Source organism: Floridaenema evergladense BLCC-F167 (assembly GCF_041929205.2).
Taxonomy (GTDB): Bacteria; Cyanobacteriota; Cyanobacteriia; order Cyanobacteriales; family Aerosakkonemataceae; genus Floridanema; species Floridanema evergladense.
The window spans coordinates 4,313,849-4,336,747 of sequence record NZ_CM171625.1 but is presented as its reverse complement, the minus strand read 5'-3'; the positions used below and the strand labels follow the sequence as shown (position 1 = coordinate 4,336,747).

The window sequence follows — 22,899 nt, the reverse complement described above, 5'->3', positions numbered from 1 at the left end:
TAGGGACTGGGGATTGTGTTTGATTGTAAGGGCGGGTTTTGCTGTTGACTCTTCTGCTGTGAGTACAAATTTATCTGCTAAACCCGCCCCTACAAACTCTCGATTCTCAACTTTCTTCCCCAGTCCCCAATCCCTCACAGCCCATTACCAATTAAAATGAACGGTGCCCAGTAATAGGGATGATTTAACTTCGAGGTTTCTGTTTGTGCAACAGCTTGGGCGGTGGCAATGCCTCGTTGTTCACCGAAGGCGCTATGATTTCCGGTAATTAGGGCGATTTGTGCTTGGCGTAAGGCTTCGGCTTTGGAGAGGTTGCCTTTTTGTAAAAGGCTGTAAAATCCATTAATCAAAACTTGTGTGCCACCGTCGGAAACGGGCCAAAGTGACGCAATTGCGGCTCTCGCGCCTGTGCGTTGCATTTGGAAGCCAAAACCGAGGATTTCTTCTCCATTTCCCAATTTTCCGCCTACACCAGTTTCGCACGCACTGAGCACGATTAAGTCTACTTTGGGTAATGACCAAGATTCTACATCGCGGAGGGTGGCGCGATCGCCATTGCCAAACATAATAAACGAATCTTCCGGGTTTCCGACTACAAAAGCGGCATGAGTCGCCAAATGTACCACCGAAAAATCATTCATCATTAACACTGTATCCCGATTAAATTGCCCATTCAAAAATTTAGTAGTTCCGGGAATAGTCGCCGCCAGATTTTCTACTTCTTTACCTGCAAAAGGTAAGCCAGAAAATTGAAATTCTTGTTCGCCAACTTTAAAACTATAGCTTCCTTCGCTAAAAGCACCTGCGAAAATTTGCATTTTCCCTTGCGGTTTTGTGTTGAAGTCCGTCAAACTAGCCGCAGTAATATAATTAATTCCGAAGCGTTCGACTAACCATTGTTTACCATCATGCAAAGCGGCTAAGGGAATATAACGCAATTGTCCATCTGGGGCATAAATAATAGTTTGCGTTTTCGCCTCTGCTAAGTCATTTTCGATCGGTTTAATTAACCACTCATACAATTTATTAGCTACAGGAATGACATTGCTGTTAGGTTGTTTTAAATTCAGGTGAAACTCGGCAATTACTCGATTTAATTCTTCCCGTTTCACATTTACCGTGCGGCGAATTGGTGGCGAGTAAGGGGTAACTAAAATTAGTTCTAAGCGATCGTCCAAAATGAAAGGATAAAGAATTACTGCGCTTGTTTGTAGCCGTTGCAAGTTGTCTCTTAAACTGTTGAAATCTTTCAGGTTGAGATTTTCGCCGCCTGTGACTTGGCGCAGTTGTGTTACCAAGGCGGTGACTGTTGGACTTTTCAGAAATTGAGTAAATTCTTTAGTAATTTCCTGTTCAGCTTTTCGCAATTCTAAAATTCGCTGTTGTTGGGCAGAAGTTCTTTTATCAACGGGAATTTTTTGTAATTCAGCAAGTTCTTTACCTAGTTTAATTCCTTTGTTGACGATCGCTTCATACCCCTGTTTAACTTCTTGTTCTTGCGGTGTATTGGAAACGCCTCTAGCAGTTTGTTCGTTTCCGCGCACGTTGCGAAGATAGTTATCTAATTCTTGCAATTTTAGTAAATCTAAAACTTGTTGCGCTTCCAGAATTCGGTCTTTTTGTAAGAGGAGATCGGCTAATTTGCGATAATCTTTAGCAACAGTTTCGATGTAAGATTGTTGATGTTCTTTGGGAAGTTCCTTAATATTTTTCCGAATCGTTTCTCTGGCATTAACTGATTGTTTGAAAAAGACGATCGCTAATTCTGGCTGATTCTGTTTTTCTAGTAAATATGCGATCGTACTAAGCGTGTGTCCTTCACCTTCCTTATTACCAATTTCTTGAGCAATTACTAAACTTCTCTGTAAGTAATTTCCGGCTAATTCGTATTGTCCTTGCTCAAAGTAAAGTTTGCCGATCGCATGAAGAACTACCCCTTCTGCACGTCTCCTATTGAATTGCTGATAAATAGCTAAAGCTGGCTGCAAAAAGTCTAATGCTAATTGGTATTTTCCTTGCTTCAAGTAAACAAATCCAATACTATTATATGTTGTTGCTTCCAGAAGTTTTTGGGTATTTTGGTTCTTAACTTTTTTCAGGACTGTTAATGCTTGTTGATGGTAATTTAAAGCTGATTCATATCTGCTTAATCTGTAGTGAATATTGCCGATCGCATTTAGCGCATTCGCCTCACCAGCAATATCCCCAACCATACTACCATCTAAGTTAAGTAATGTGGGAAATCTAGCTGTTTTTAATGCTTCTTCATAGTACTTTAAAGCTAATTCATATTGTCCTAGTACCTCATAAATCCGCCCAATGTTAGACTCAATTCCTTCCCAATGCCCTAAAATCTCCTGACGAATTGGTAAAGCTTTCTGATAGTAATCTAAAGCTAATTTATATTCTCCTAAACTGCTGTAAACTCTTGCCATCCAGAGGAAAGTTCTTAACTCCGTTTCCAAATGACCAAGTTTTTGGGCAATCTCTAAAACTTGCTCCAATCTTTTTAAAGATTCTCGATATTGACCTCGATTTGCAAACTGAATACCTTGCTTATAGTAAATTCCACTCATTAAGTTAAGGCTGGTTTTTTCTCCCGATCGATCGCCCAATTCCCGATAAAGTTCTAAAGCTTGCTGATAGTGATTTAACGCTTGTTCATCTTCTTCTCTCTTCTCATAAACTTCCCCAATTTCAAAGAAACTTTTCGCCACTCCCGGTTTATCTTCTAACTTTTGATAAATCGATAAAGCTGCCTCAAAGCTTTTCAATGCTCTTTCATACTTCCCGTTTACATATTGTGTTATACCTTCTTTCAAGAGTCGATCGGCTTGCAATTTCTCTCGTGTTTGGGCAAAGAAAATTACTCCTCCTTCCGGTTTAAAAGTAGTAATTTTACCCGACTCAAAACCAATTTTTACCTCGTCAAAATTGACAGATCCACTCAGGGGAATTTTACTGAGGAGAGTCGCTTTTTCAGCAGGTTTTTCTATCTCTTGTCCAATCGCTAAAGCTTGCTGATCTTGCTCTAAAGCCGCTTGATTCTGTTCTAACTGTTCGTAAACTAATCCCATTTGAATCAGAATCACTCTTTCCCAAGGACGGTTATTTTGTTGGCGAACAATTGCCAAAGCTTTCTGATAAGATTCTAAAGCGAGTTGATATTGTGCTTTGAGGTATTGTCCTTGTCTAAAGTAACTATTTCCTGCGGCAAAGAGAGCGACTGCTTCACCTTCTAACCTATGGATTTGCACGATCGCCTTTTTTGCTTCATCTCTGCCAACTTCCGTAATTAAAATTGCCTTTTGAGCAGTGATATCTTCCTCAGTGCGATCGCTAATTTCCCGTTTCAATGCCAAAGCTTGCTGGCGATATTCCTGCGCCTTTTGAGTTTGACCTAACTTTTCATAAATTGCGCCAATACTGTTAAGAATTGCTTCTCGATCGGGCTTTTCATAAGGTATCCTTGTTTGACGAAAATATTCTTCTTGTCCAAACTGACGGATTAAATGTTCTTGAGTTGAATAGTTTCCTTTATTTTTGGGATCTTGTGCGATCGCCAAAACTTTCTGATAAACTTCTAAAGCAGCTTGATACTGCCCTAAATTTTCGTAAGCTTTCCCCATTTGAATCAACAGAATAGGTATTTGAATAAAAAAGCTACTACCGCTTTTTTCCTTGGTGGCAATTTCCAAAGCTTTCTGATAAGCTTCCAAAGCAGCTTTATGTTCTCCTAGCGCTGCATAAACTTCCCCCATACTTCTAAAAATTCTCAGTTCCTGCTGATAGTAAAGCCCCTCAGTTGTTACTCTGCGCCAACGAGTTTCTTCGCTTTCCTTGCTATCCAATTCGGCTCGAATAATTTTCCAGGCTTTCCTATAAGAATTTAATGCAGTTTGGTAGTCTCCTAATGCTTTATAAATATCCCCCATATTAGCCAGAGTATCTTCTTCTTCATTCTCTGTAAAACTTTGCCATCCAGCTATCCCCGCTACTACCTCTAGTCGTCGTCCTCGCTTCTCCATTACAGCGATTTCTTCAGGAGTAATAAAAGATTCAAAAGTAGTAATTGCAGTATTAATCGGCTCTCCTTCTCCTATTTTAATTAAACCATTGCTAATCGCATCTTCTAGTTTAATTCCTCCTTTTATATGAACATTAACATCAGTTCCATAAGCTACTCGAATACTGTAGGGAATTGGCTCTTTTGCCGCAAGTTCATCTACTTCCGTTCTAATGTTCAAACTTTGTTTGTAACTATCTAAAGCGGCTTCAAATTGTCCCAAAGTTTCGTAGATTGTTGCCATTTGATTGAGGATTACCCATTGCCAAGGGCGATTTCTTTGTTGGCGAACAATCGCTAAGGCTTGCTGATAAGATTCTAAGGCAGCTTGGTATCTTCTGCGGGATGCGTGAGCTTCGCCATTTCTGTAGTGAATTAATGCTTCTCCTTCCAGAAAAGTTATTAACGTAGGTCTTTTTTTGGGTGTATTGTAAGTAATAAGAATTGCTTTTTTTATAATATCTGTAGGCCATGCAACATGAATATTCATCCCTTGTCTAATTGCTAAAGCTTGCTCTTGATGCTCTTGGGCAATTTGCGAATAACCTAAGCTACGGTAAGTATAGCCCATATTATTAAGGACTTTTTCTTCCAGAATTCGATCGCCCAATTCTCGCGCAATTGGTAAAGCTTGTTTATAATATTCCAAAGCAATTTCCGGCTTTTCTTGCCCTTTATTTTTGTACGTGAATCCGATCGTATAAAGGATTTTCGCTTCTAAAGGTCGATCGCCAATCTCCCGCACAATCCTTAAAGCTTGCTCATAAAAATCAATCGAAATAGGTTTAGAATCTCTTTGGCGATCAAATCCCCAATCATAATCTTTACCAATATTAAATAAAACAGTTGCTTCCCCAGTTTTATCCTTAACTTCACGCATTATTGTTAAAGCTTGCTCGTAAAAATTTAGAGCTTCTTCTTTCTTATTTATTGCCGCATTAGTCCTACCAATGCCATTTAAAGTCAAAGCTTCACCTTTGCGATCGCCAATTTTTCGCATAATAACTAAACCTTGTTCGTAATATTTGAGAACTTCAGAATAAGGTTTTAATTCTTCCGGTTTCTCAATTAAATTGTAGTACCGCTTAAACTCGATATAATCTAAGTAAGTATCGCCAATTTTTATTAGGGTTGTTGCTTCGTTTTGGCGATCGCCTATTTGCCGATAAATATTTAATGCTTGCTCAAAAGACTTTAAAGCATCTGGAAATTGACCCTTTTGGTATTGTTGATTTCCTTGCTGCAAGAGGCGATCGGCTTCTGCTTTTTGGTTAATAGATGTTTGCGCCACTACAGCAGAGTTTAAGATAAATTTCCCCTGACTAATAGAAAAATGCTCAACAACTACAACAGCAGCCAAGACAGAAAGAGGTAGAATTAACTTATTTGGTGTTTTCATCGTGATTTTCTTAATAGTTGGACAAATTCTTATTGTTAATTTCAATATTTCTGAACTGACAACACCTATGCACTATTTGATAAAAACTTATCTTTAACACACATTTTATACAAAAATGTACAGATGAATTCTAAAGAAAACTGTGATAAGCTCCTGTCCTGACCATAAGGTTGGGAGAAAAGCGGTGAGAGGATTAAATCGTCTGTGGATCGGAATTATAATCGCACTGTTTGGATTAATTACCTATTGCACTAACACCGTACAAAACCCCATCACTGGGGAAAATCAGCGGGTTCAACTTTCACCACGTCAAGAAATTGCTTTAGGGTTACAGGCGCGACAACAAATGGCAGCAAAATATGGGGGTTTATATCCTAATAGCGTAGTGCAACAATATGTTAAACAAGTAGGAGAAAGAATAATTCAGCGATCGGATGCTTCCAAATCTGGCTATCCTTTTCAGTTTTATTTATTACGAGATCCCCGCACAATTAACGCTTTTGCATTACCTGGAGGACAAGTTTTTATCACCGCTGCTTTGTTAAGTCGCCTTTCTTCAGAAGCGCAACTTGCTGGTACTTTAGGGCATGAAATCGGTCATGTTGTCGCACGTCATGGCGCAGAACATTTGGCGAAACAACAGTTAGGTGCAACCTTAGTTACTGCGGTGGGAGTAGCAGCAAGTGACAGCGAACAAAGGGCTAGACAAGCGCAAGTTTTAGCTCAAGCTGTGAATCAATTAGTAAGTTTAAGATATGGTAGAGATGATGAGTTAGAAAGCGATCGCTTAGGTCTTCGTTTTATGACTCAAGCAGGTTACAATCCCCAAGGAATTGTCCAATTAATGCAAATACTTGGCTCAACTCGTCAAGGTGGTCAACCCCCGGAATTTTTAAGCACTCACCCCAATCCAGGCAACCGCGTAGAACGTCTAAAAGAACTGATTTCTCAACAATATCCTAATGGCATTCCCCCACAATTAGAATCAGGGAAAGAGAACTTTGCTAAATACGTAAAACCTCGTTTAACAAAAAACCTGTAGAGACGTTATATATAACGTCTCTACATTACGGGTAATCCTGCCGGATATGATATTAAGCGATCGTCACCTCTGCCGACAAATAAACATCCTGAATTGCATGAAACAATTTAACACCTTCTTCAAATGGGCGTTGAAAAGCTTTGCGTCCAGAAATTAAACCAGTCCCACCAGCACGTTTATTAATTACCGCAGTGCGAACAGCTTCGGCAAAATCATTTTTTCCAGAAGCACCACCAGAATTAATTAAACCTGCTCTACCACAATAACAATTCAGCACTTGATAGCGAGTTAGATCGATCGGATGATCGGTAGTTAAATCTGTGTAAACTCGTTTATCAGTTTTCCCGTAAGTCTTTGCCATTGCTTGCGAAACTGCTTGATAACCGTTATTACATTCCGGTAATTTCTGTTTAATAATATCGGCTTCAATTGTCACCCCTAAATGGTTGGCTTGTCCGGTTAAATCTGCGGCAACATGATAATCTTTATCCTGTTTAAAGGCATTATTTCGCAGATAACACCAAAGAATTGTCGCCATTCCTAATTCATGGGCACGCGCAAAAGCTTTACTTACTTCTTGAATTTGCCGAGTTGATTGTTCTGAACCAAAATAAATTGTTGCGCCAACTGCTACCGCCCCTAAATTCCAAGCTTGTTCAACGGAAGCAAACATTACTTGGTCAAATTGATTGGGAAATGTCATTAATTCGTTGTGATTTATTTTCACAATGAAGGGGATTTTATGAGCATATTTACGGGACATCATCCCCAACACGCCGAGAGTAGTAGCAACTGCATTACATCCACCTTCGATCGCTAATTTGATGATGTTTTCCGGGTCAAAATAAATTGGATTTGGTGCAAAAGAAGCGCCAGCAGAATGTTCAATTCCTTGATCTACAGGCAAGATCGAAATATAACCAGTGTTGGCTAAACGACCTGTAGAATACAATTGTTGCAGACTGCGGAGGACTTGGGGATTGCGATCGGTCCCGGCAAAAATGCGATCGACCCAATCCGGCCCAGGTAAATGTAATAAATCCTGAGAAACTTTCGCTTTATAATTAAGCAGATCTTCTGCTTCTTCTCCCAGTAAAGATTCCCAAGAACTGGGTACAGATAACGTCGCAGTCATAGCTCTTTCCTCAAGACTCCTGTCTTTGATTGTGGCTATGTTTTAGGGTAACTTATGTCTCTCTCAAGGCAGAGGATATCTATTTTTTCTTTGGATTTGGCATAGTACTTAGAAAATTATCCGTCATTTATGGTATAATCTTTCAGATAGAAAATTATTTTCCCCGTAAAAGTTCTTAACTTTGAAAGCGGAAGTTAAAGCTAGAAACTTTCATCTACAAGCAACAGCAGGGAATAAAGCACCTTATTAATTATTATTTTATGGTATAATAAATTTACTTATTAGCTTAAGTTTTTCACAGAGCATAAATATCAAGCGCTGAGAATAGTTTTGGCTCAAGCTGAAGTAAAAAAAGTCAAAAATTGACCAAAATCAAGAGGAAAGTTTGATGAAAAAACGCTTGGTTGTCTGTTGCGACGGTACTTGGAACGAACTGAGAAGCTCTTACCCAACTAATGTTGTAAAATTAGCGCAATCAGTCAAGTATGTTGCCGAAGATGGAACCCCGCAAATTGTATTTTATCAACAAGGACTAGAGCGCCAGTCCAGTAAAAGAGGTTGACAAAAAGGCAGTGATATGGTGTGGTAGAAAAATCGTCCGGCTCAACACCCATCTAGCTATGAGACCACCAATCTGGAATCCGCCCATAGAACTGTCAGTTGAAGAACAAAAAGTGGCTAAACGTATCCGAAAAGCCAAACTGTTCTTATTTCTGAGGCAAAACCGCCACATCCTATTCGATGCTGACTTCCAAGAAAAACTGGCTAATTTGTTGTATAAAGACAGCTCTTCGGGGGAAATGTCCGGTTGCACCAGCACAACTGGCATTGTGCATAATTCTACAAGCGTACACAGGAGTATCTGATGATGAAGCAATCGAAGCAATAGTGATGGATAGAAGATGGCAATTAGTACTTGACTGTCTCGATTGTGAACAAGCACCATTTGGCAAAGGAACATTAGTCAGATTTAGAGCCGGGTTAATTGCTGGTGGTGGCGATCGATCTTTAATAGAAAGAACCATTGAAATAGCTTCAAAAACCCAAGAATATAACGAGCGTTCCTTGAGAGTAGCCTTAGATTCGAGTCCCTTATGGGGAGCAGCTAGAGTGGAAGATACCTATAATTTATTAGGTCATGCCTTGCGAAAAGCCTTATTAATAATTGCCAAAAATACCAACCAAGATTTAGGAGTAGTAGCGCAAGAAGTACCAGCAGAAATTGTCACCAAATCTAGTCTAAAAGCCGCCTTAGATAAAGATTGGGATGACCCAAATGCCAGAGGAGAAGCATTAACCACAATTTTAGAAACACTTAATCAAGTAGAAACTTGGATAACCGAACAATCAGACCTAGATGAATCAACCAAAGAGTTAGTCGAAAAAAATTTGGCTACCGCTAGACTAATCGAAGCACAAGATGTAGAAATCGCAGCAGATGGCAGTCCAAAGTTACGTCAAGGGGTAGCAGTAAACCGCCAAATTTCGATTGAAGACGACCAAATGCGACAAAGAATTATCTATTATTTGTAAATCTTGGCCAGTACGCAATGGTAACTATTTCGATAAAACGGCTTTTAATCTGGACTGGTCAAATCATTTAATTCGCTGCCCTAATGGAATAAGTATCCCCTTTGTTGAAGGAAAAACTGTTCGCTTTCCCCAACAACAATGTCAGATTTGTCCCCTATATTCTCAATGTACAACTAGTCCTAAAGGTCGCAGTGTTTCGATTCATCCAGAAGAATCTTTCTTACAAGAATTACGCCAACGTCAAACAACTGCTCAAGGCCGGAAAAAATTAAGAGAGCGGGTGAGTGTGGAACATACTTTAGCTCATATTGGTCAGTGGCAAGGTAAAAAAGCTCGTTACTTAGGACAAAGGAAAAATCTCTTCGACTTGCGGCGTATGGCAGTGGTTCATAATCTCCATATTTTGGCACAACTTTTAATTCAATCTCCCCGAATGGTTGTCTAAATAAAACTTTATTTTCTCTGATTTAAATTCAATATTTAATTATAGTTATAGCCTTTTTTAATCTGAAAGAGGCTGATATTTTATCGGTTAATATTAATCCAGCCCTATATTATTTGTCTGCTCATTTGTTGAGCCGGACGATTTTTCTACCACACCATATCACTGCCTTTTTGTCAACCTCTTTTACTGGACTGGCGCTCTAGTTCTCCTAAACTCCGGGGAAAGTCTCCCGGTTGGCAACCAGGACAACAAAGGGTGCTTCGGACTCGTTATCCTATAGTTAAAAAAGCCTTTTCTCGAACTAAGAAAAAGACAAAAACTTAATTTTTTCGACTCGGAATTCCTAATTTAATCAAGTTCTTTTGACTCAGCTAACTACTGAGTGATTTCGCTTGGTATTCTCCGTTTAGACATCGCACCTTCGGTGCGATAGTCTAAACTCCAGTACCTTAGTCCTATTTTTAAGCTTCTACAGTTGTGTGTAGCTTCTTGTTTAACCAAATCTTTTCTCTAGCGTGAATATAACGCGGATCTGGATTAATTGCGATCGCTCTTTCATAAGATTCGATCGCATTTCCATAAGCTTGCATTTCTGCTAACAATAATCCCCGGTTAAACCAAGCTTGATGATAATCTGGTTTAATCGCTACTGCTTGATCGTAAGAGAATAATGCTTCTGCATAACGTTTCATCCCACAAAAAGCATTTCCTCGGTTATTCCAACCTTGGCAATAATTCGGATTAATTGCCAATGCTTTATCAAAAGCTGTTAAAGCTTCGGCATATTTTTCATTTTCACACAAGGCGCAACCTTGACCATCCCAAAATTCTGGGGTTCGATCGTTCTGCTCAAAAATGTTCATATTATTGGGATAAGTTTCAATTCTTACAGTTCCATTGTGGAAAATTTTCGCTACTTATGGAGTACGGGTGTTTCACCTACAAATGTTCGGGGATTGGGGATTGGGGACTAGGGACTGGGGACTGGGAAAGAATTAAGTTTAATATTAAATCGGCTCTCCCGTACTCATGGTGATAAGTAAACCTAATTAATTAGCAGAGTGCTTACTCCACAAGGTTTCCCAATCCCCAGTCCCCAATCCCCAGTCCCCAGTCCCCAATCCCCAATCCCCAATCCCCGCCATGACTGATGCTTTTGTTACGTTGGGAGTTGCAGATTTTCCCAAGGTAATTGATTTTTATAGTCAGTTTCTTAATCAGGAACCTCAACGTTATGTTCCCAATGTTTATGGTGAATTTCGGTTTCCTGGTGGGTTACGTTTGGGGATTTTTCAACCGAAAGTACAGCATTCTTCGGAGTTTAGTAACTCCGATCGAAGTGGAATGAGTTTGTGTTTAGAGGTGGAGGATTTGGAGAGTGCGATCGCTCATCTCGCAGCATTAGGATATCCACCACCAGGGGAAATTACCACAGCTTCTCATGGTAGAGAAATTTATGCTTATGACCCTGCTGGTAATCGCTTAATTCTTCATCAATCAGTTAGTAGCTCTGATAAATTAACTTAGCAAAGCTATAAATACTAATAATTAACAACAAAAATGCTACTACTTGGGTTAATCTGGGATAAGTCGAAGGTGTCATTGACTCCCTGACAATTACTGATACAGACGAGCAAATCACGTAACTTAAACTTAAGCCTAAATAAGCCCATCTTTCGGTAATTCCCCAAAGTCCCAGTAAAGCTATTGCTAACAGTAGCATAATTACCTCTACAAATCGGGGAGGATCGGATTGAGTAGAAAGAAATAAACTATTCCACCAAAATTGCCAAAGACGCATATAAATTCTTGATTCTCAAACTTTTATTTTCCCAAAATTTGTTAGTAGTGAGTTGTGGCTAAACAGTCAAAACTAACCACTAACAATTAATTTTACTACGAAGTTATTCAGTAACTTCTAAACCAAAAACACGATTAAAAACTTTTTCCACCTTATAACCAGAATCAATTGATTCTAGAGGATCTTTCCGCAAACGGTGACGCAAACATAAGCGAATTACTCGGCGAATGTCATCAACCGTTACTTGTGTTCTTCTCTCAAAAGCTGCTAGTGCTTTGGCGGCGCGATTAGTGACAATATCGCCACGCAAGCCATCTACATCTAATTCAGAGCAAACTTCGGAGATTTTGACACGCAAATCATAGTCAATTTCTACTAATGGTAATAACTCTTTTGCTTTGAGCAATTTTTGTTGCAAAGCTTCTTGTTCTTGGGTGTATTTTTCGGTAAATTTTGGTGGGTCTTGGTCAAATTCCGATCTTTGTTCGACAATTTGTACTCGTAAAGCAGGTTCTTTGACAGTGCGAATTTCGGCGTGCATTCCAAAGCGATCGAGCAACTGCGGACGCAACTCTCCTTCTTCCGGGTTTCCTGAACCTACTAACACAAAACGTGCTGGATGTCGAATGGAAATTCCCTCTCTTTCCACAGTGTTCCATCCCGAAGCCGCAGAGTCTAGTAAAACGTCTACTAAGTGATCGTCCAACAAGTTGACTTCATCGACGTAAAGGATACCACGATTAGCTTTTGCCAATAATCCCGGTTCAAAAGCTTTCACACCTTCAGATAGAGCTTTTTCAATGTCGATCGTACCGCACACCCGGTCTTCCGTTGCCCCTAAAGGCAAATCCACCATCGTTACTTTTTTCTTAATTACAGGAATTTCAGCTTGTTGCGCCATCCTTTCCCGTACCGCATCACTCATTAAATCGGGGTCTTCCGGGTGGCTGTTAAAAGGATCGTCGGCTACCACCTCGATCTCTGGAAGTAAGTCGGCTAAGGCGCGAATCGTGGTAGATTTACCAGTACCGCGATCGCCCATAATCATCACACCGCCAATGTAAGGATCGATTACATTCAACAGCAGTGCCAATTTCATCTCTTCTTGACCAACAATAGCCGTAAACGGGAACACTACCCGTCTCGTGGCTGGTTTAACATTATTCGTACTAGCTGTAGCAGTCAGACTCAACGCGGTTCCCTCAAAAGTGCTCGATTTGTCCTTTGTAATAACCAAATGACTAATGACTAATGACCAATCGTTTTTCATTGTGCCACAGAGTATCGCCATCAAACCTTAGCTTTTGTGGGTTTCTGGATCTAGCTTTGTTGAAGAATTATCTGGTTGTTCTTCCACTTGCGTTGATTGGTTGTTCCCTTGGAATTGTTTCCCATTGGAGTTTACAGAGGTAATATCTGTTTTTGTGGTGGGTAAAATGGCGGTTTTTTCGTGAAAATCAGCTTTTATGGGGATTTGTTGCTGGAGATTAGTACGATCGATCTTTTGCAGATCGGTCATTACAGCTAACGCTGACTGATAGCGATCGCTAAAATGATACTGCACCATCCGATCCAAAATGATCGCCAATTCATTGCTAGTCCTAGCTAAATGTCGCCAATGCAAATTCCCCGTTTCCATATCTTGCAGCAACAATAAATCGTGGGGTTGAATTCCTGTGAGTGCTTGAATACAAATCATTCCCAAGGCGTAAAGGTCGCTTGCAGGGCGGGGATGTCCGACTAATTGTTCTGGGGGCGCATAGCCTCGCGTGCCGATCGCTACCGTTTGGCTTTCCGTTTTTCCCCCTTCTGTCGGTAACATTTGCTTTACAGCACCAAAATCAATTAACACTAATTTCTCATCTGCTTTACGTCTAATAATATTTCCCGGTTTGATATCTCGGTGAATTACTTGATTTTGATGAATAAAATTTAAAATCGGCAAAATATTTTCTAGTAAATCGATTACTTTTGTTTCTTGCCAGCGGCGATCGACATACAATTCTTCACCTAGCGGGTTTCCTTCGATATATTCTTCTACTAAATAGAACTCACCTTCTTTTTCGACATAATCTATTAATGCCGGAATTCGATCGTGCTGCCCTAACACTTCTAAAATTCGAGCTTCAGTCTGAAATAAACGCCGCGCTACTTCTAAAAATTTACTATCTCTTCTAGCTGGCATTAAATGTTTAACTACACAAACAGAACTGTTAGGAGTCTGCAAATCCTTGGCTAAATATGTCTTACCAAAACCTCCTTGACCCAACACTTTAATAATTTGATAACGTTCGCTAAATCGGGGGGAAATTTCATTAATTTCTTTCGGATCGCATAATGGAACAGTCGCCGCAGTTATTTCGGTTTTATTATTATGAAAATTTTGTACAGTAGTGGCAAGATTACCTTTGTACATGGTAGATAAAAGGGCAATTGTTTCTTCTTGTTCTTTTACCCAACTGAGCATTTTTTCTCGTTCTTGGTGCATTCGATAAGCAGCAATTACCACCACTGTTCCGCCAGTAGTTACCATACTTAATGCTGCGGGAACTAAGGGCACCCATCCAGAATTCAACCAAAAACCATAGCAAACGCTACTTAAAACCCCAAAAGCGGCAATTCCCGAAATCCCCAAACCCAAAGGATGACGGAGTTTCCAAGCACCTACACCGCCAACGATCGCCCAACTCCAAATCCAAATCGCTTCTGCCCAATCGGGCCAGTACCAAGGTAAAGTATTACCATTTAAAACAGCGCTAATTATTTGACTGACAATTTGAGCGTGAACTACCACTCCAGGCATTTTATGTTGTTGGTTTTGAGTGGCACTATAAGGCGTATAAAATGCGTCGTCAATACTGGCAGCTACGGCACCAATTAATACGATGCGATCGCGTATCCACGCATCAGGAACGCGATCGTTTAAAACATCTGTCAAGGTAACTTGTTGTGCTACATTATCCGCCGAATGATATTTCAGCAAAATCTGATAACCAGCTACATCTGCACCTTGATAACCACCCGCATTAGCATCTAACTGAGGAAAAATTACAGGCTTAATCTTTCGGCGCTGTTCCCCAGTTTTAATACTGCGAAAACCTAAAGTTCCCTCGGCTGTTGCTGGAAAAGATTCAATACCTTCAAAGGCAAGATATCTACTAGCTAACTGATAACTGAAAGCCGAGAAAGTAGTGCATTTTCCCTGTTCTTTTCGTGCAAACAATAAAGCTCTGCGAATTACTCCATCTCTGTCAATAATTAAGTCGCTAAAGCCTACTTGTTTGGGAGATAATGCTTTAGGAGGTGCTACTCCGGGACTGTTTAATTCGCTTTGTTTACAAATGGCTACTAGGCGATCGCTTTTTTCTAAATATTTAACAAATTTATCGTGTCCTGGTGGTACTGGTAAATCTCGGTAAATATCCAAACCAATTACACGGGGTTGATGTTTTTCCAGTACTGTGAGTAACTGGGTCATTTTACCATCAGGAATCGGCCATTGACCAAGGTTTTGGATATCTTGTTCGGTGATAGCTACTACTAACAAACGCCGATCGTTTTTTTTTGCAGATAAGGATTTTTCGTTAGGCGATCGCGTAGAAAACCGCACAAACTGATCGTAAGTCCCTAACTCCAAAGCCTCCATTTTTAATCCCAAGGGCATTCCCGGTAACGAAAGAATCACTCCTTGGCGTAACCCAAGTATTAATGCTGTGACACCAATACTTGCCAAAATCACAGGTTTATAAGTTATTGGCGAACTGTTAGGACGTTGCCAATAAGACAATAAGGAACGCAATTTACCAGAAAATTTAGCCAGCACAGTTGTTTAGTGCAAAAAGGTGTGAAACCGAACAGATGATAGTGAAAAATTAACTACAAAAAAACCAACTAGAATTCCATCCTATCGCAGTGGAACAGATGACTGCTTGGTTGGTAGTAGGTAGTGGGTAGTGGGTAGTTGGTAGTGTGAAAGAGAACACAGTACAGTGAAGAATTTAACTACAAAAAAACCAACTAGAATTCCATCCTATCGCAGTGGAACAGGTGATTGCTTGGGTGGAGTTGGCACTGGAGTAGATAGAGGAGTAGCATTTGTTACTGGGTTTTTGACTGTGCCATTAGGCATAATAGTGGCTTTAAAAGTTGCACCCGTGAAGTCTACACCTCTAGTTCCAGTAAGTTTAGCTCTGAATAAATTCGTATCTGTAAGATTGGCGTAACTAAAATCAGCACCACTCAAGTTAGCACCAACTAGTACTGCTAGGGTAAGATTAGCACCTCTAAGAGTAGCATAGCTCAGGTTTGCACCAGCTAACATGGTATTTTTCAACTGAGCATTGCTTAAATCGGCTCCACTCAGATTTGCATTGCTGAGATCTAAATTACTCAGATTTTCTCCGCTTAAGTCACACCCGGAACATTGTTTGGTGTTTAATAGTCGTTCTACTGGATCAATTTGCTGTGCAGAAGTTCCTAATCCTAAAGTTAAGGAGGCTAACAAGGATAAAGCTAAAAAAATGTTTCTGTTCATAAGCAAAATTGAAATTAATTTAACTGATAATAGTAGTCTATTGATTTTACGGTTAATCAACCCCACCCCAAACCCCTCCCCGTCCACAGGCAGGGGCTTAGAATGCAAATCTTTACTGTTTTATTAGGTGTAAAAGGTGTAAAAGGTGACTTTTGGAGGTGCGATCGCTCAAGAAAAAATTCACAATAAATTATTTCAAATAATATCAAAAATACTTGACAAATCACATTTAAAAATGCCATTAATGTTGATCTGCTTCAGTATTTTAAAACAAAAACAATTTCGGGGCGAGTAAAATGAGTTACGCTATTTTTGATGAAGACAGTTACTTAGCAAATAATCCTGATGTTAGGTCAGCAGTTGCTCAAGGTTTTTTTGCTTCAGGACTGCAACATTTTCAACTAATTGGGTTAAGAGAAGGGCGGATTAATGTATCGCCTTTCTGGGATGAACAGAGATATTTAAATGCTAACCCTGATGTTAGATCAGCTGTAAACAGCAGAGTATTTTCGTCAGGTTTGCAACATTTTATCCTGTCTGGAGAAAACGAACAAAGACCGGGTGCAACCATAGTAGATACGATTCCGGGATTTAACGAAAACTATTACTATGTGCTGTATCCCACTGTGTCGCGAGCAGTAGCTTCTGGACAAATTAGTTCTGCACAAACTCAATACATTCGTAACGGTAGATTTGAAGGAAATACAGGTTTCTTTTCAGGAACTAGCAGTAACGATATTATTACCGGACTGGGGCCTTCAGGAAATGCCATAGTAGGTATTAGTGTAGATATTAATGCCACAGTGACAGGTAGACCAGACCCAATTCCTAGAAGTGTAGGAACTGGGGAAGTAGATGTTTTAATTGGTGGTAGCGGAGCCGATCGATTTGGCTTAGGTTTTGGCAGAAGTAGCTCTGTCTCTGCTATTCAAAGGTTTTACGTTGGTCAAGGAAATAACGATTATGCTTATATTGTTGGTTTTGAATCAGGAAAAGACCTTCTGCAATTAGCAGGTTCGCCAAATGATTACACTACGACTAGTGGTGCTTTTAGTTTTGCAGGAAATCGCACTAGTGGTGTGAGCATTTTCTATAACGGAGATTTGATTGCAGCTGTGGAAGGCGTAAGCTCTCTCCAACTGGCTGGACAAGACACTACTGCGGGGTCTTTTACTATAACTTAAATTGGGGACTGGGGATTGGGGACTGGGGATTGGGGACTGGGAGAGTTTTGAGTTTTAAGTTAGGTAGTTTTCTTGCACCCTTGCACCCCTGCACCCCTGCACCCCTGCACCCTTGCACCCCTGCACCCTTGCACCCCTGCACCCTTGCACCCCTGCACTTTTATTGCGAAGCAATTATCTTTGAATCGGTGGTGGTTGAATTTGTCCGGGATTAACAGTGGGAGGAAAATCTGGTCGAGTTGATGGGAAGGTTTGATTTGGTCTGTTTCTGGCTTCTGGACTGTTAGCAATGTCGCTACGAATGTCATTTAATGAATCGCCGGAAGCGAGACGATTTGTCCAAGTTCTTAATCCGCTAGAATCAACATCACGACCTAAGATTTCCCGGTAGATTTGATTGATTCTTGTTCTTGCTTCATCACTGTTAGCGATGCGAGAGCGAACATCTCTAATCGAGGTTCCATTTCTTAAAGCTTGAGACCAAGTTCTGTAACCTTCTGAATCAGGTTCCCGACCTAAAATGTCCCGGTAAATTTGGCGAATGTCTTCTTCGTAACCGTAGTTACCACGACTACCAAATCGATCGCGATCGTAACGGTCATTGTAACGATCTCTATATTGGTCATTGTAGTTGCGATCGCCATATCGACCTTCAAAACCAGTTCCTCTCAAATTTGCGTTATCGAAAATCGCATTACCCGTAATCGCATCGCGCAGATTTGCATTTCCTAAATCAGCACCTCTGAGGTTAGCATCTCTTAAATTAGCTCCCCTGAGATTAGCATTTCTCAAGTTAGCATTTTCTAAGTCAGCACCTTCTAAATCAGCATTTCTTAAATCCCGACCTCTGAGATCTGCACCTCTTAAATTGCAGTCACGACAACTACCAGTATTTAGCAATCTGCGGACATCGCTATAATTTTGGGCTTGTGCTGAATAAGATAATCCCAAAGTGGCAAATAACAAACTGAGTGTGAAAATTCGTAAGTTCATGTTCCCCGATCTCATAAAACAAGTGTGTACTAGAATTTATCTTTGAATTGGTGGTGGACTTTGAATTTGTGGTGGAGTCGATCGAATAGAAGGAGAGAAACTAGAACCTGAGTTCCTTCTATTGGGTGATGAAAAATCTGTTCTTGGTGAGTTATTTCTCCAAGACGAATCTCTCCGAGAAGGAGTTCTTTCAAAGGTTGAGAAGTTATTAGTTGGAAAGTTTCTGATGGATGGATTGACTGTTGTTGGTGGGGTGTAAGTTCCGGGTTGTAAATAGTTGAAAGATCGATTATTCACAGGGTAACGTCTATCGTTGTAATCTCGTCTATTGTTGTAATCTCGTCTATTGTTGTAATCTCGTCTATCGTTGTAATCTCGTCTATTGTTGTAATCTCGACGATAGCGCCTTCCGTAGTAGCGATCGCCATAAAACCTATAACCGTCATAGTAAGGACTATAGTAACGGTAGTAGCGATCGCTATAAAACCCATAACCCGAATAGTAGGGATAATAGTAATTGTAGTAGGGATTGCCAAACAAAATACCCAAAGTCAAAGACAGCGGATCGCGATCGTAATAATCCCAATAATCCGATCGAGGACCTATCCGTATGTACAACTGTTTGGCGTTGGTATTGGGCGAGCTAAAATTTGACAAATCGTTTTTGATTGGTTTAGCATCTTCTATAGTTTTCGCAGACAATGGCTGAGTTAACCCTAAACCAATCAGCAAGGTAGTAATTGCTATAGTTTTTAAGTTCATTTGGCTGTTCTCTAGTTACTGATTTACTTTTTGGTAAGAAAGTTTCGGTTGTTGACTTATATAGCTAGTCCAGCTATTCCTCAAACTAATTTCGAGCTAAAACTAGACAGTAGAGATTTAGTTGCACTCTATAAATTTAGGATGACAAATAGATCTGACTATTGTCATCTTACTTTGGTTCCCTTTTTTGCATGGTTGACCGAGAATTTCATTTTACCATTAATTAAATAAGGGCTGATGTAACTCAGCCCTTCAAGCACCCAGAAGGATTTTCCATCCATCCCATCTGTAATAACAACCTGTATTGAAACCACTGGCGCAACTTAATCGATCGCCAACTCTGTGTTTGCCACAGTTGATTAGCTTGTAATTTCTATTTGCGGCAGGTTAGGCAGCTTGTTTGTCTTCTTACTCTAACCAATTGCCGATCGCATCTGTAGATTTTACAACCTGCATTCCGGCATCTGCAAACTTTTGAAAAGCTGCATCTGCTTGTTCTGTAAAATCAATTACTCCCGGAATCACTGCTGGAGAAGTACAATCTTCCAATAGGTAGACTTTTCTGGCAAGTTTCGGGTCTTTTTCCTTAATTTCTGTCAGCAAGTCATCCACCGTCCAAGCAACGCAGTGACTTTTCGCCTGTCCTGCCACTATTACAGCATCGAATTCCAAAAGTTGCTTAATTAAGTTTACATTTTTCTGGGCGATAGGTTGACCATTAAAATCTTCTAAAACCTCAGCACGTAACACTGAGTAATTTTCTGTTAAAGGGTTGTTACCTTTAAGCTCAAAAATGCCTTGACTATATCTAGCAATATTGTGGAAAAATATCGCTTCTTCCACTGCGGAAACTAAGGCGTGACCTATTCCACCTAACATAGAATGATAGGGCCAAACTGTTAAGGGATATTTGCCTTCTGCACTCAGTTTGTTTACATAGTGAAAGGCGTGTTGTTGTAATTTTTCGTAATCGTTATTGGCGATGTTGTAAGCAACTGCTGGATTAACTTGCCAAACTCCATTTTTTAGGTCATCAAGAGTAATAATGGTTGCTGGTGTGGGGTGTTCTCCTGCTGCATTTACCCAAAAGACGGCGTGAAAAATTTGCATTGCTGTGTGGGTGTCCATTGTGGGTGCGATCGTACTAATCACACCCAAATTTCGGTAAATAAATTCGCATAATCTAATATTATCTTCAACTGCGCCTTTACCAGAACGCCCAGCTACAAATAATTCAAATTCAGGAATACAAAAAGTATTTTGGGAGTCGATAATTAACAAACAAATACGCTTTTTATCTGTAAATGCAGGCGTAATATTATGTTGTTTCGCCCAACTTCTTGCCGCTGCTGCTCTTTCTTGGTAAGGTACTCGCCAAACTTCTCCGACTTTACTAGCATCAAAGTGCGCCGGAATCGGTAATTCTTTAGTTATTTCTGTAGTCGTCATTATCCCATGCTCCTATTTATTAACATTAACTGGTTTCAGTTTATCTGATTTTAATTCTAATTCCAAGTTCGAGGGAATACAGAAAATACTATTGGATTCAGCCTTACCAAAAACATTTTCGGGATTTTCTAAATAGTTATTTGGGTTATAAATTAAAACTTTATGCCAATATAATTTATAACCATTCTCAACGAGAAAATTTATTAAGCTTTTATCATTTTTAGGTTGATAGTTAATGTAAAGAATTGGATGTAACGATTTAATTGTATTAATTGCACCTTGCAAAACAGCCAACTCCATTCCCGATACATCTATTTTAATTAAGCGACAATGGGGCAAATTTAAACTATCAAGTGTAATAGTTTGAGCAAGTTCGCTTTCCCCATTTTCGCTAATATCTAATTTACTAAAATCCTGGGGTTTGCTATAATCTAATATAGGTAAATTTATCGTCGAAAATGTATCGCTAACTGCCACATTATAACAGTAAGTATTAGTAATGCTATTAATTGCTAAATTAGCACAGAGATTTTGAAAAATCACTCTTTGCGGTTCAAAGGCTAAAACTGTTCCTTGTTCCCCAACAGCTTGAGCAAAGTAAACTGTATGAACGCCGATATTTGTCCCAACTTCTAATACTAAGTCTTGAGGTTTAATGATTTGTTGTAGAAGTTCAATTTCGCCTTCTTTATATTCACCGTAAGCTTCCAGAGATTTACCGACTTCCAAATCGTTAATGTTATAAAGTAAAACTCCGTGACGGCATTTTTTTAATTTATTAAATCCACTAGCTGGAAGTAAAATTTGTTCAGTTGATTTATTTTCCATCTCTTTATTTTTTAACTCTGAAATCATTTTTTCTAACTCTAAAGCTACTTTTTGAAATACAGGTTGCCAATCTCCTAAATTAGTTTGACGAAATAAGCGCAACGTTGGATACCAAGGGTTATTTTCCCCTTCTAACATCCATCGCCAATCAGCTACTTTCGATAACAAAACCCAGACAGTTTTGCCCATTGCGCCTGCTAAATGTGCAACTGATGTATCTACACATATTACCAAATCTAGTTGGTTGATTGTTGCCGCAGTATCAGCAAAGTCTGTAATTTTTTCGCCTATATCTTGAATCTTACTGGTTAAATTCAACGCTGTTAAATCTTGAGCTTTCGCACCTTTTTGCAAACTATAAAAAGCAATGCCTGGAATGTCCAAAAGTGGCAGGAAATTTAGTAAACTACAAGAACGATTGCGATCGTTCGTATTACCAGGATTTCCCGCCCAAACTATGCCAATTTTTAAATAAGTTTCTGGAGGTGCTTCTAAAATAATCGAAGTGGTTTTTGGAGGGAATAAATAGGGAATATTTGCGGGAATTGTTTCGGCAGTAGTTCCCATCAAATAGGGTAAACTCATGGTTGCCGCACAATAATCATATTCAACTGTTGTTCCCGAAGTTACTATTTCTTCAACTCCGGGAACGGTGCTAAATAAGCGGTACAATTCTTCGTAGCAAGCTAATGTTATATGTGCGCCTTGTTGAGCAATTAAAGGGGCATATCGGATAAAATGAATGTTATCGCCAAAACCTTGTTCGCAAAGAAGGAGAATTTTTTTAGCTTGTAAATCTCCCTGATGCCAAAGTGGTTGAAAAGAGGCAATTTTGCGATATTCTTTAGTATGCCAACGCCATTCATATTCGGCAAATCCTCTGGCAAATTCTCCTTTAATTAATAAACTGATGCCTAAATTTTTATGAGCTTCGGCAAAGTTGGGTTCTAAAGTTAAAGTATACTCTAATTGGGCGATCGCTTCATCCCATTTATCTTGATATTTCAGGGCGTTAGCATAATTATAATGTGCTTGCACGTAGTTAGGATTTAATTCTAAAGCTTTTTGGTAACAAGCGATCGCTTCTTCCGCTTTTCCCTGACTTAGCAATACATTACCTAAGTTGTTATAAGCATCAATATAATTGGGATTTAACGCTAAAGATTGCTGATAACAAGCAATCGCTTTTTCTAGATTTTTCTCTTCTTCAAAAGCGTTACCTAAATTGTTATGCGCTTCTGCATATTCGGGATTTAATCTAATTGCTTGTTCGTAACAATTAATCGCTTCTGCAAGATAACCTTCTTCTTGCAAAACCAAACCTAAGTTATTATGAACTTCGGGAAAGTTGGGTTTTAAAGAGATGGTTTTTTGGTAATTAATTTTTGCTGTTGCTAAATCACCTTTAGCTTTGCAAGCATTACCCAAATTATAGAAAGCTTCTGGGTATTTAGGATTTAGCGTAACAGCGTTTTGATAAGCTGCGATCGCATCTTCCAGCTGATTCTTCGCTAAAAAGCAATTCCCCAAATTATTATGTACTTCGGCTAAATTGGGATTTAAGTAAATAACTTTTTGGTAACAAGTAATTGCCTGTTCTAAATTCCCATTAATTGCCCAGAGATTAGCCAGATTTTTATAAGCTTCCCAATCTTGAGGGTTTAAGTCAATAGACTTTTGGTAAAAAGCGATCGCTTCAGCAAAATTATTTTCCATATTTACTTCACC

The 22,899-nt window shown here is 39.5% G+C and carries 14 protein-coding genes and 2 pseudogenes; 5 read left to right on the top strand and 11 right to left on the bottom strand.

The annotated features are described in order from the left end of the window. Window positions 1–134: 134 nt before the first annotated feature. Window positions 135–5,465, bottom strand: a complete 5,331-nt coding sequence (locus ACE1CA_RS21235; protein WP_413280212.1) for a tetratricopeptide repeat protein — start codon at window positions 5,463–5,465, stop codon at window positions 135–137. Between the two features lie 184 nt (window positions 5,466–5,649). On the opposite strand from ACE1CA_RS21235, the gene ACE1CA_RS21230 reads away from it, so the two are divergent. Continuing rightward, complete coding sequence (locus tag ACE1CA_RS21230; RefSeq protein WP_413280213.1) at window positions 5,650–6,507, top strand: M48 family metalloprotease; 858 nt, start codon at window positions 5,650–5,652, stop codon at window positions 6,505–6,507. A gap of 52 nt (window positions 6,508–6,559) precedes the next feature. On the opposite strand, the gene ACE1CA_RS21225 is transcribed toward ACE1CA_RS21230, so the two are convergent. Beyond that, the gene (locus tag ACE1CA_RS21225) at window positions 6,560–7,642 is read right to left on the bottom strand and encodes a class I fructose-bisphosphate aldolase (protein ID WP_413280214.1); all 1,083 of its coding nucleotides are present in this window, start codon (window positions 7,640–7,642) and stop codon (window positions 6,560–6,562) included. 388 nt (window positions 7,643–8,030) lie between these two features. Here ACE1CA_RS21225 and ACE1CA_RS21220 point away from each other — a divergent pair. After that, window positions 8,031–8,174, top strand: a pseudogene (locus ACE1CA_RS21220) (phospholipase effector Tle1 domain-containing protein); the annotation flags it as partial. 88 nt (window positions 8,175–8,262) lie between these two features. Continuing rightward, a pseudogene (locus ACE1CA_RS21215) lies at window positions 8,263–9,620 on the top strand (transposase). A gap of 461 nt (window positions 9,621–10,081) precedes the next feature. On the opposite strand, the gene ACE1CA_RS21210 reads toward ACE1CA_RS21215, so the two are convergent. Then, window positions 10,082–10,483, bottom strand: coding sequence for a tetratricopeptide repeat protein (locus tag ACE1CA_RS21210; RefSeq protein ID WP_413279282.1), 402 nt, complete (start codon window positions 10,481–10,483; stop codon window positions 10,082–10,084). A 280-nt stretch (window positions 10,484–10,763) separates the two neighbouring features. Between ACE1CA_RS21210 and ACE1CA_RS21205 the strand changes: the two genes are divergently transcribed. Next, window positions 10,764–11,147, top strand: coding sequence for a VOC family protein (locus tag ACE1CA_RS21205; RefSeq protein ID WP_413279281.1), 384 nt, complete (start codon window positions 10,764–10,766; stop codon window positions 11,145–11,147). Here the strand turns inward: ACE1CA_RS21205 and ACE1CA_RS21200 are convergent. The 4 genes from ACE1CA_RS21200 to ACE1CA_RS21185 form a co-directional block, all read right to left on the bottom strand. Further along, complete coding sequence (locus ACE1CA_RS21200; RefSeq protein WP_413279280.1) at window positions 11,122–11,421, bottom strand: hypothetical protein; 300 nt, start codon at window positions 11,419–11,421, stop codon at window positions 11,122–11,124. The genes ACE1CA_RS21205 and ACE1CA_RS21200 overlap by 26 nt on opposite strands. A gap of 103 nt (window positions 11,422–11,524) precedes the next feature. Further along, a complete protein-coding gene (gene bchI / locus ACE1CA_RS21195; RefSeq protein ID WP_459563654.1) occupies window positions 11,525–12,607 on the bottom strand; it encodes a magnesium chelatase ATPase subunit I in 1,083 nt (360 codons plus the stop codon). 111 nt (window positions 12,608–12,718) lie between these two features. Then, window positions 12,719–15,244: a CHASE2 domain-containing protein gene (locus ACE1CA_RS21190; protein ID WP_413279278.1), complete on the bottom strand. Its 2,526-nt coding sequence runs from the start codon at window positions 15,242–15,244 to the stop codon at window positions 12,719–12,721. A 207-nt stretch (window positions 15,245–15,451) separates the two neighbouring features. Further along, window positions 15,452–15,955 (bottom strand): pentapeptide repeat-containing protein, encoded by a 504-nt coding sequence (locus ACE1CA_RS21185; protein ID WP_413279277.1) that lies wholly within the window; start codon window positions 15,953–15,955, stop codon window positions 15,452–15,454. Between the two features lie 296 nt (window positions 15,956–16,251). On the opposite strand from ACE1CA_RS21185, the gene ACE1CA_RS21180 reads away from it, so the two are divergent. Next, window positions 16,252–17,139: a hypothetical protein gene (locus tag ACE1CA_RS21180; RefSeq protein WP_413279276.1), complete on the top strand. Its 888-nt coding sequence runs from the start codon at window positions 16,252–16,254 to the stop codon at window positions 17,137–17,139. Between the two features lie 174 nt (window positions 17,140–17,313). Here the strand turns inward: ACE1CA_RS21180 and ACE1CA_RS21175 are convergent, their stop codons facing one another. From ACE1CA_RS21175 to ACE1CA_RS21160, 4 genes are all read right to left on the bottom strand, one after another. Continuing rightward, a complete protein-coding gene (locus ACE1CA_RS21175; RefSeq protein WP_413279275.1) occupies window positions 17,314–18,132 on the bottom strand; it encodes a pentapeptide repeat-containing protein in 819 nt (272 codons plus the stop codon). Between the two features lie 36 nt (window positions 18,133–18,168). Beyond that, entirely contained in the window at window positions 18,169–18,894 is a 726-nt protein-coding gene (locus ACE1CA_RS21170; RefSeq protein WP_413279274.1) for a hypothetical protein, read from the bottom strand. 408 nt (window positions 18,895–19,302) lie between these two features. Beyond that, window positions 19,303–20,343: a cysteine hydrolase family protein gene (locus ACE1CA_RS21165; RefSeq protein WP_413279273.1), complete on the bottom strand. Its 1,041-nt coding sequence runs from the start codon at window positions 20,341–20,343 to the stop codon at window positions 19,303–19,305. A gap of 12 nt (window positions 20,344–20,355) precedes the next feature. Next, window positions 20,356–22,887, bottom strand: a complete 2,532-nt coding sequence (locus ACE1CA_RS21160) for an FkbM family methyltransferase (protein ID WP_413279272.1) — start codon at window positions 22,885–22,887, stop codon at window positions 20,356–20,358. Between the last annotated feature and the right edge of the window lie 12 nt (window positions 22,888–22,899).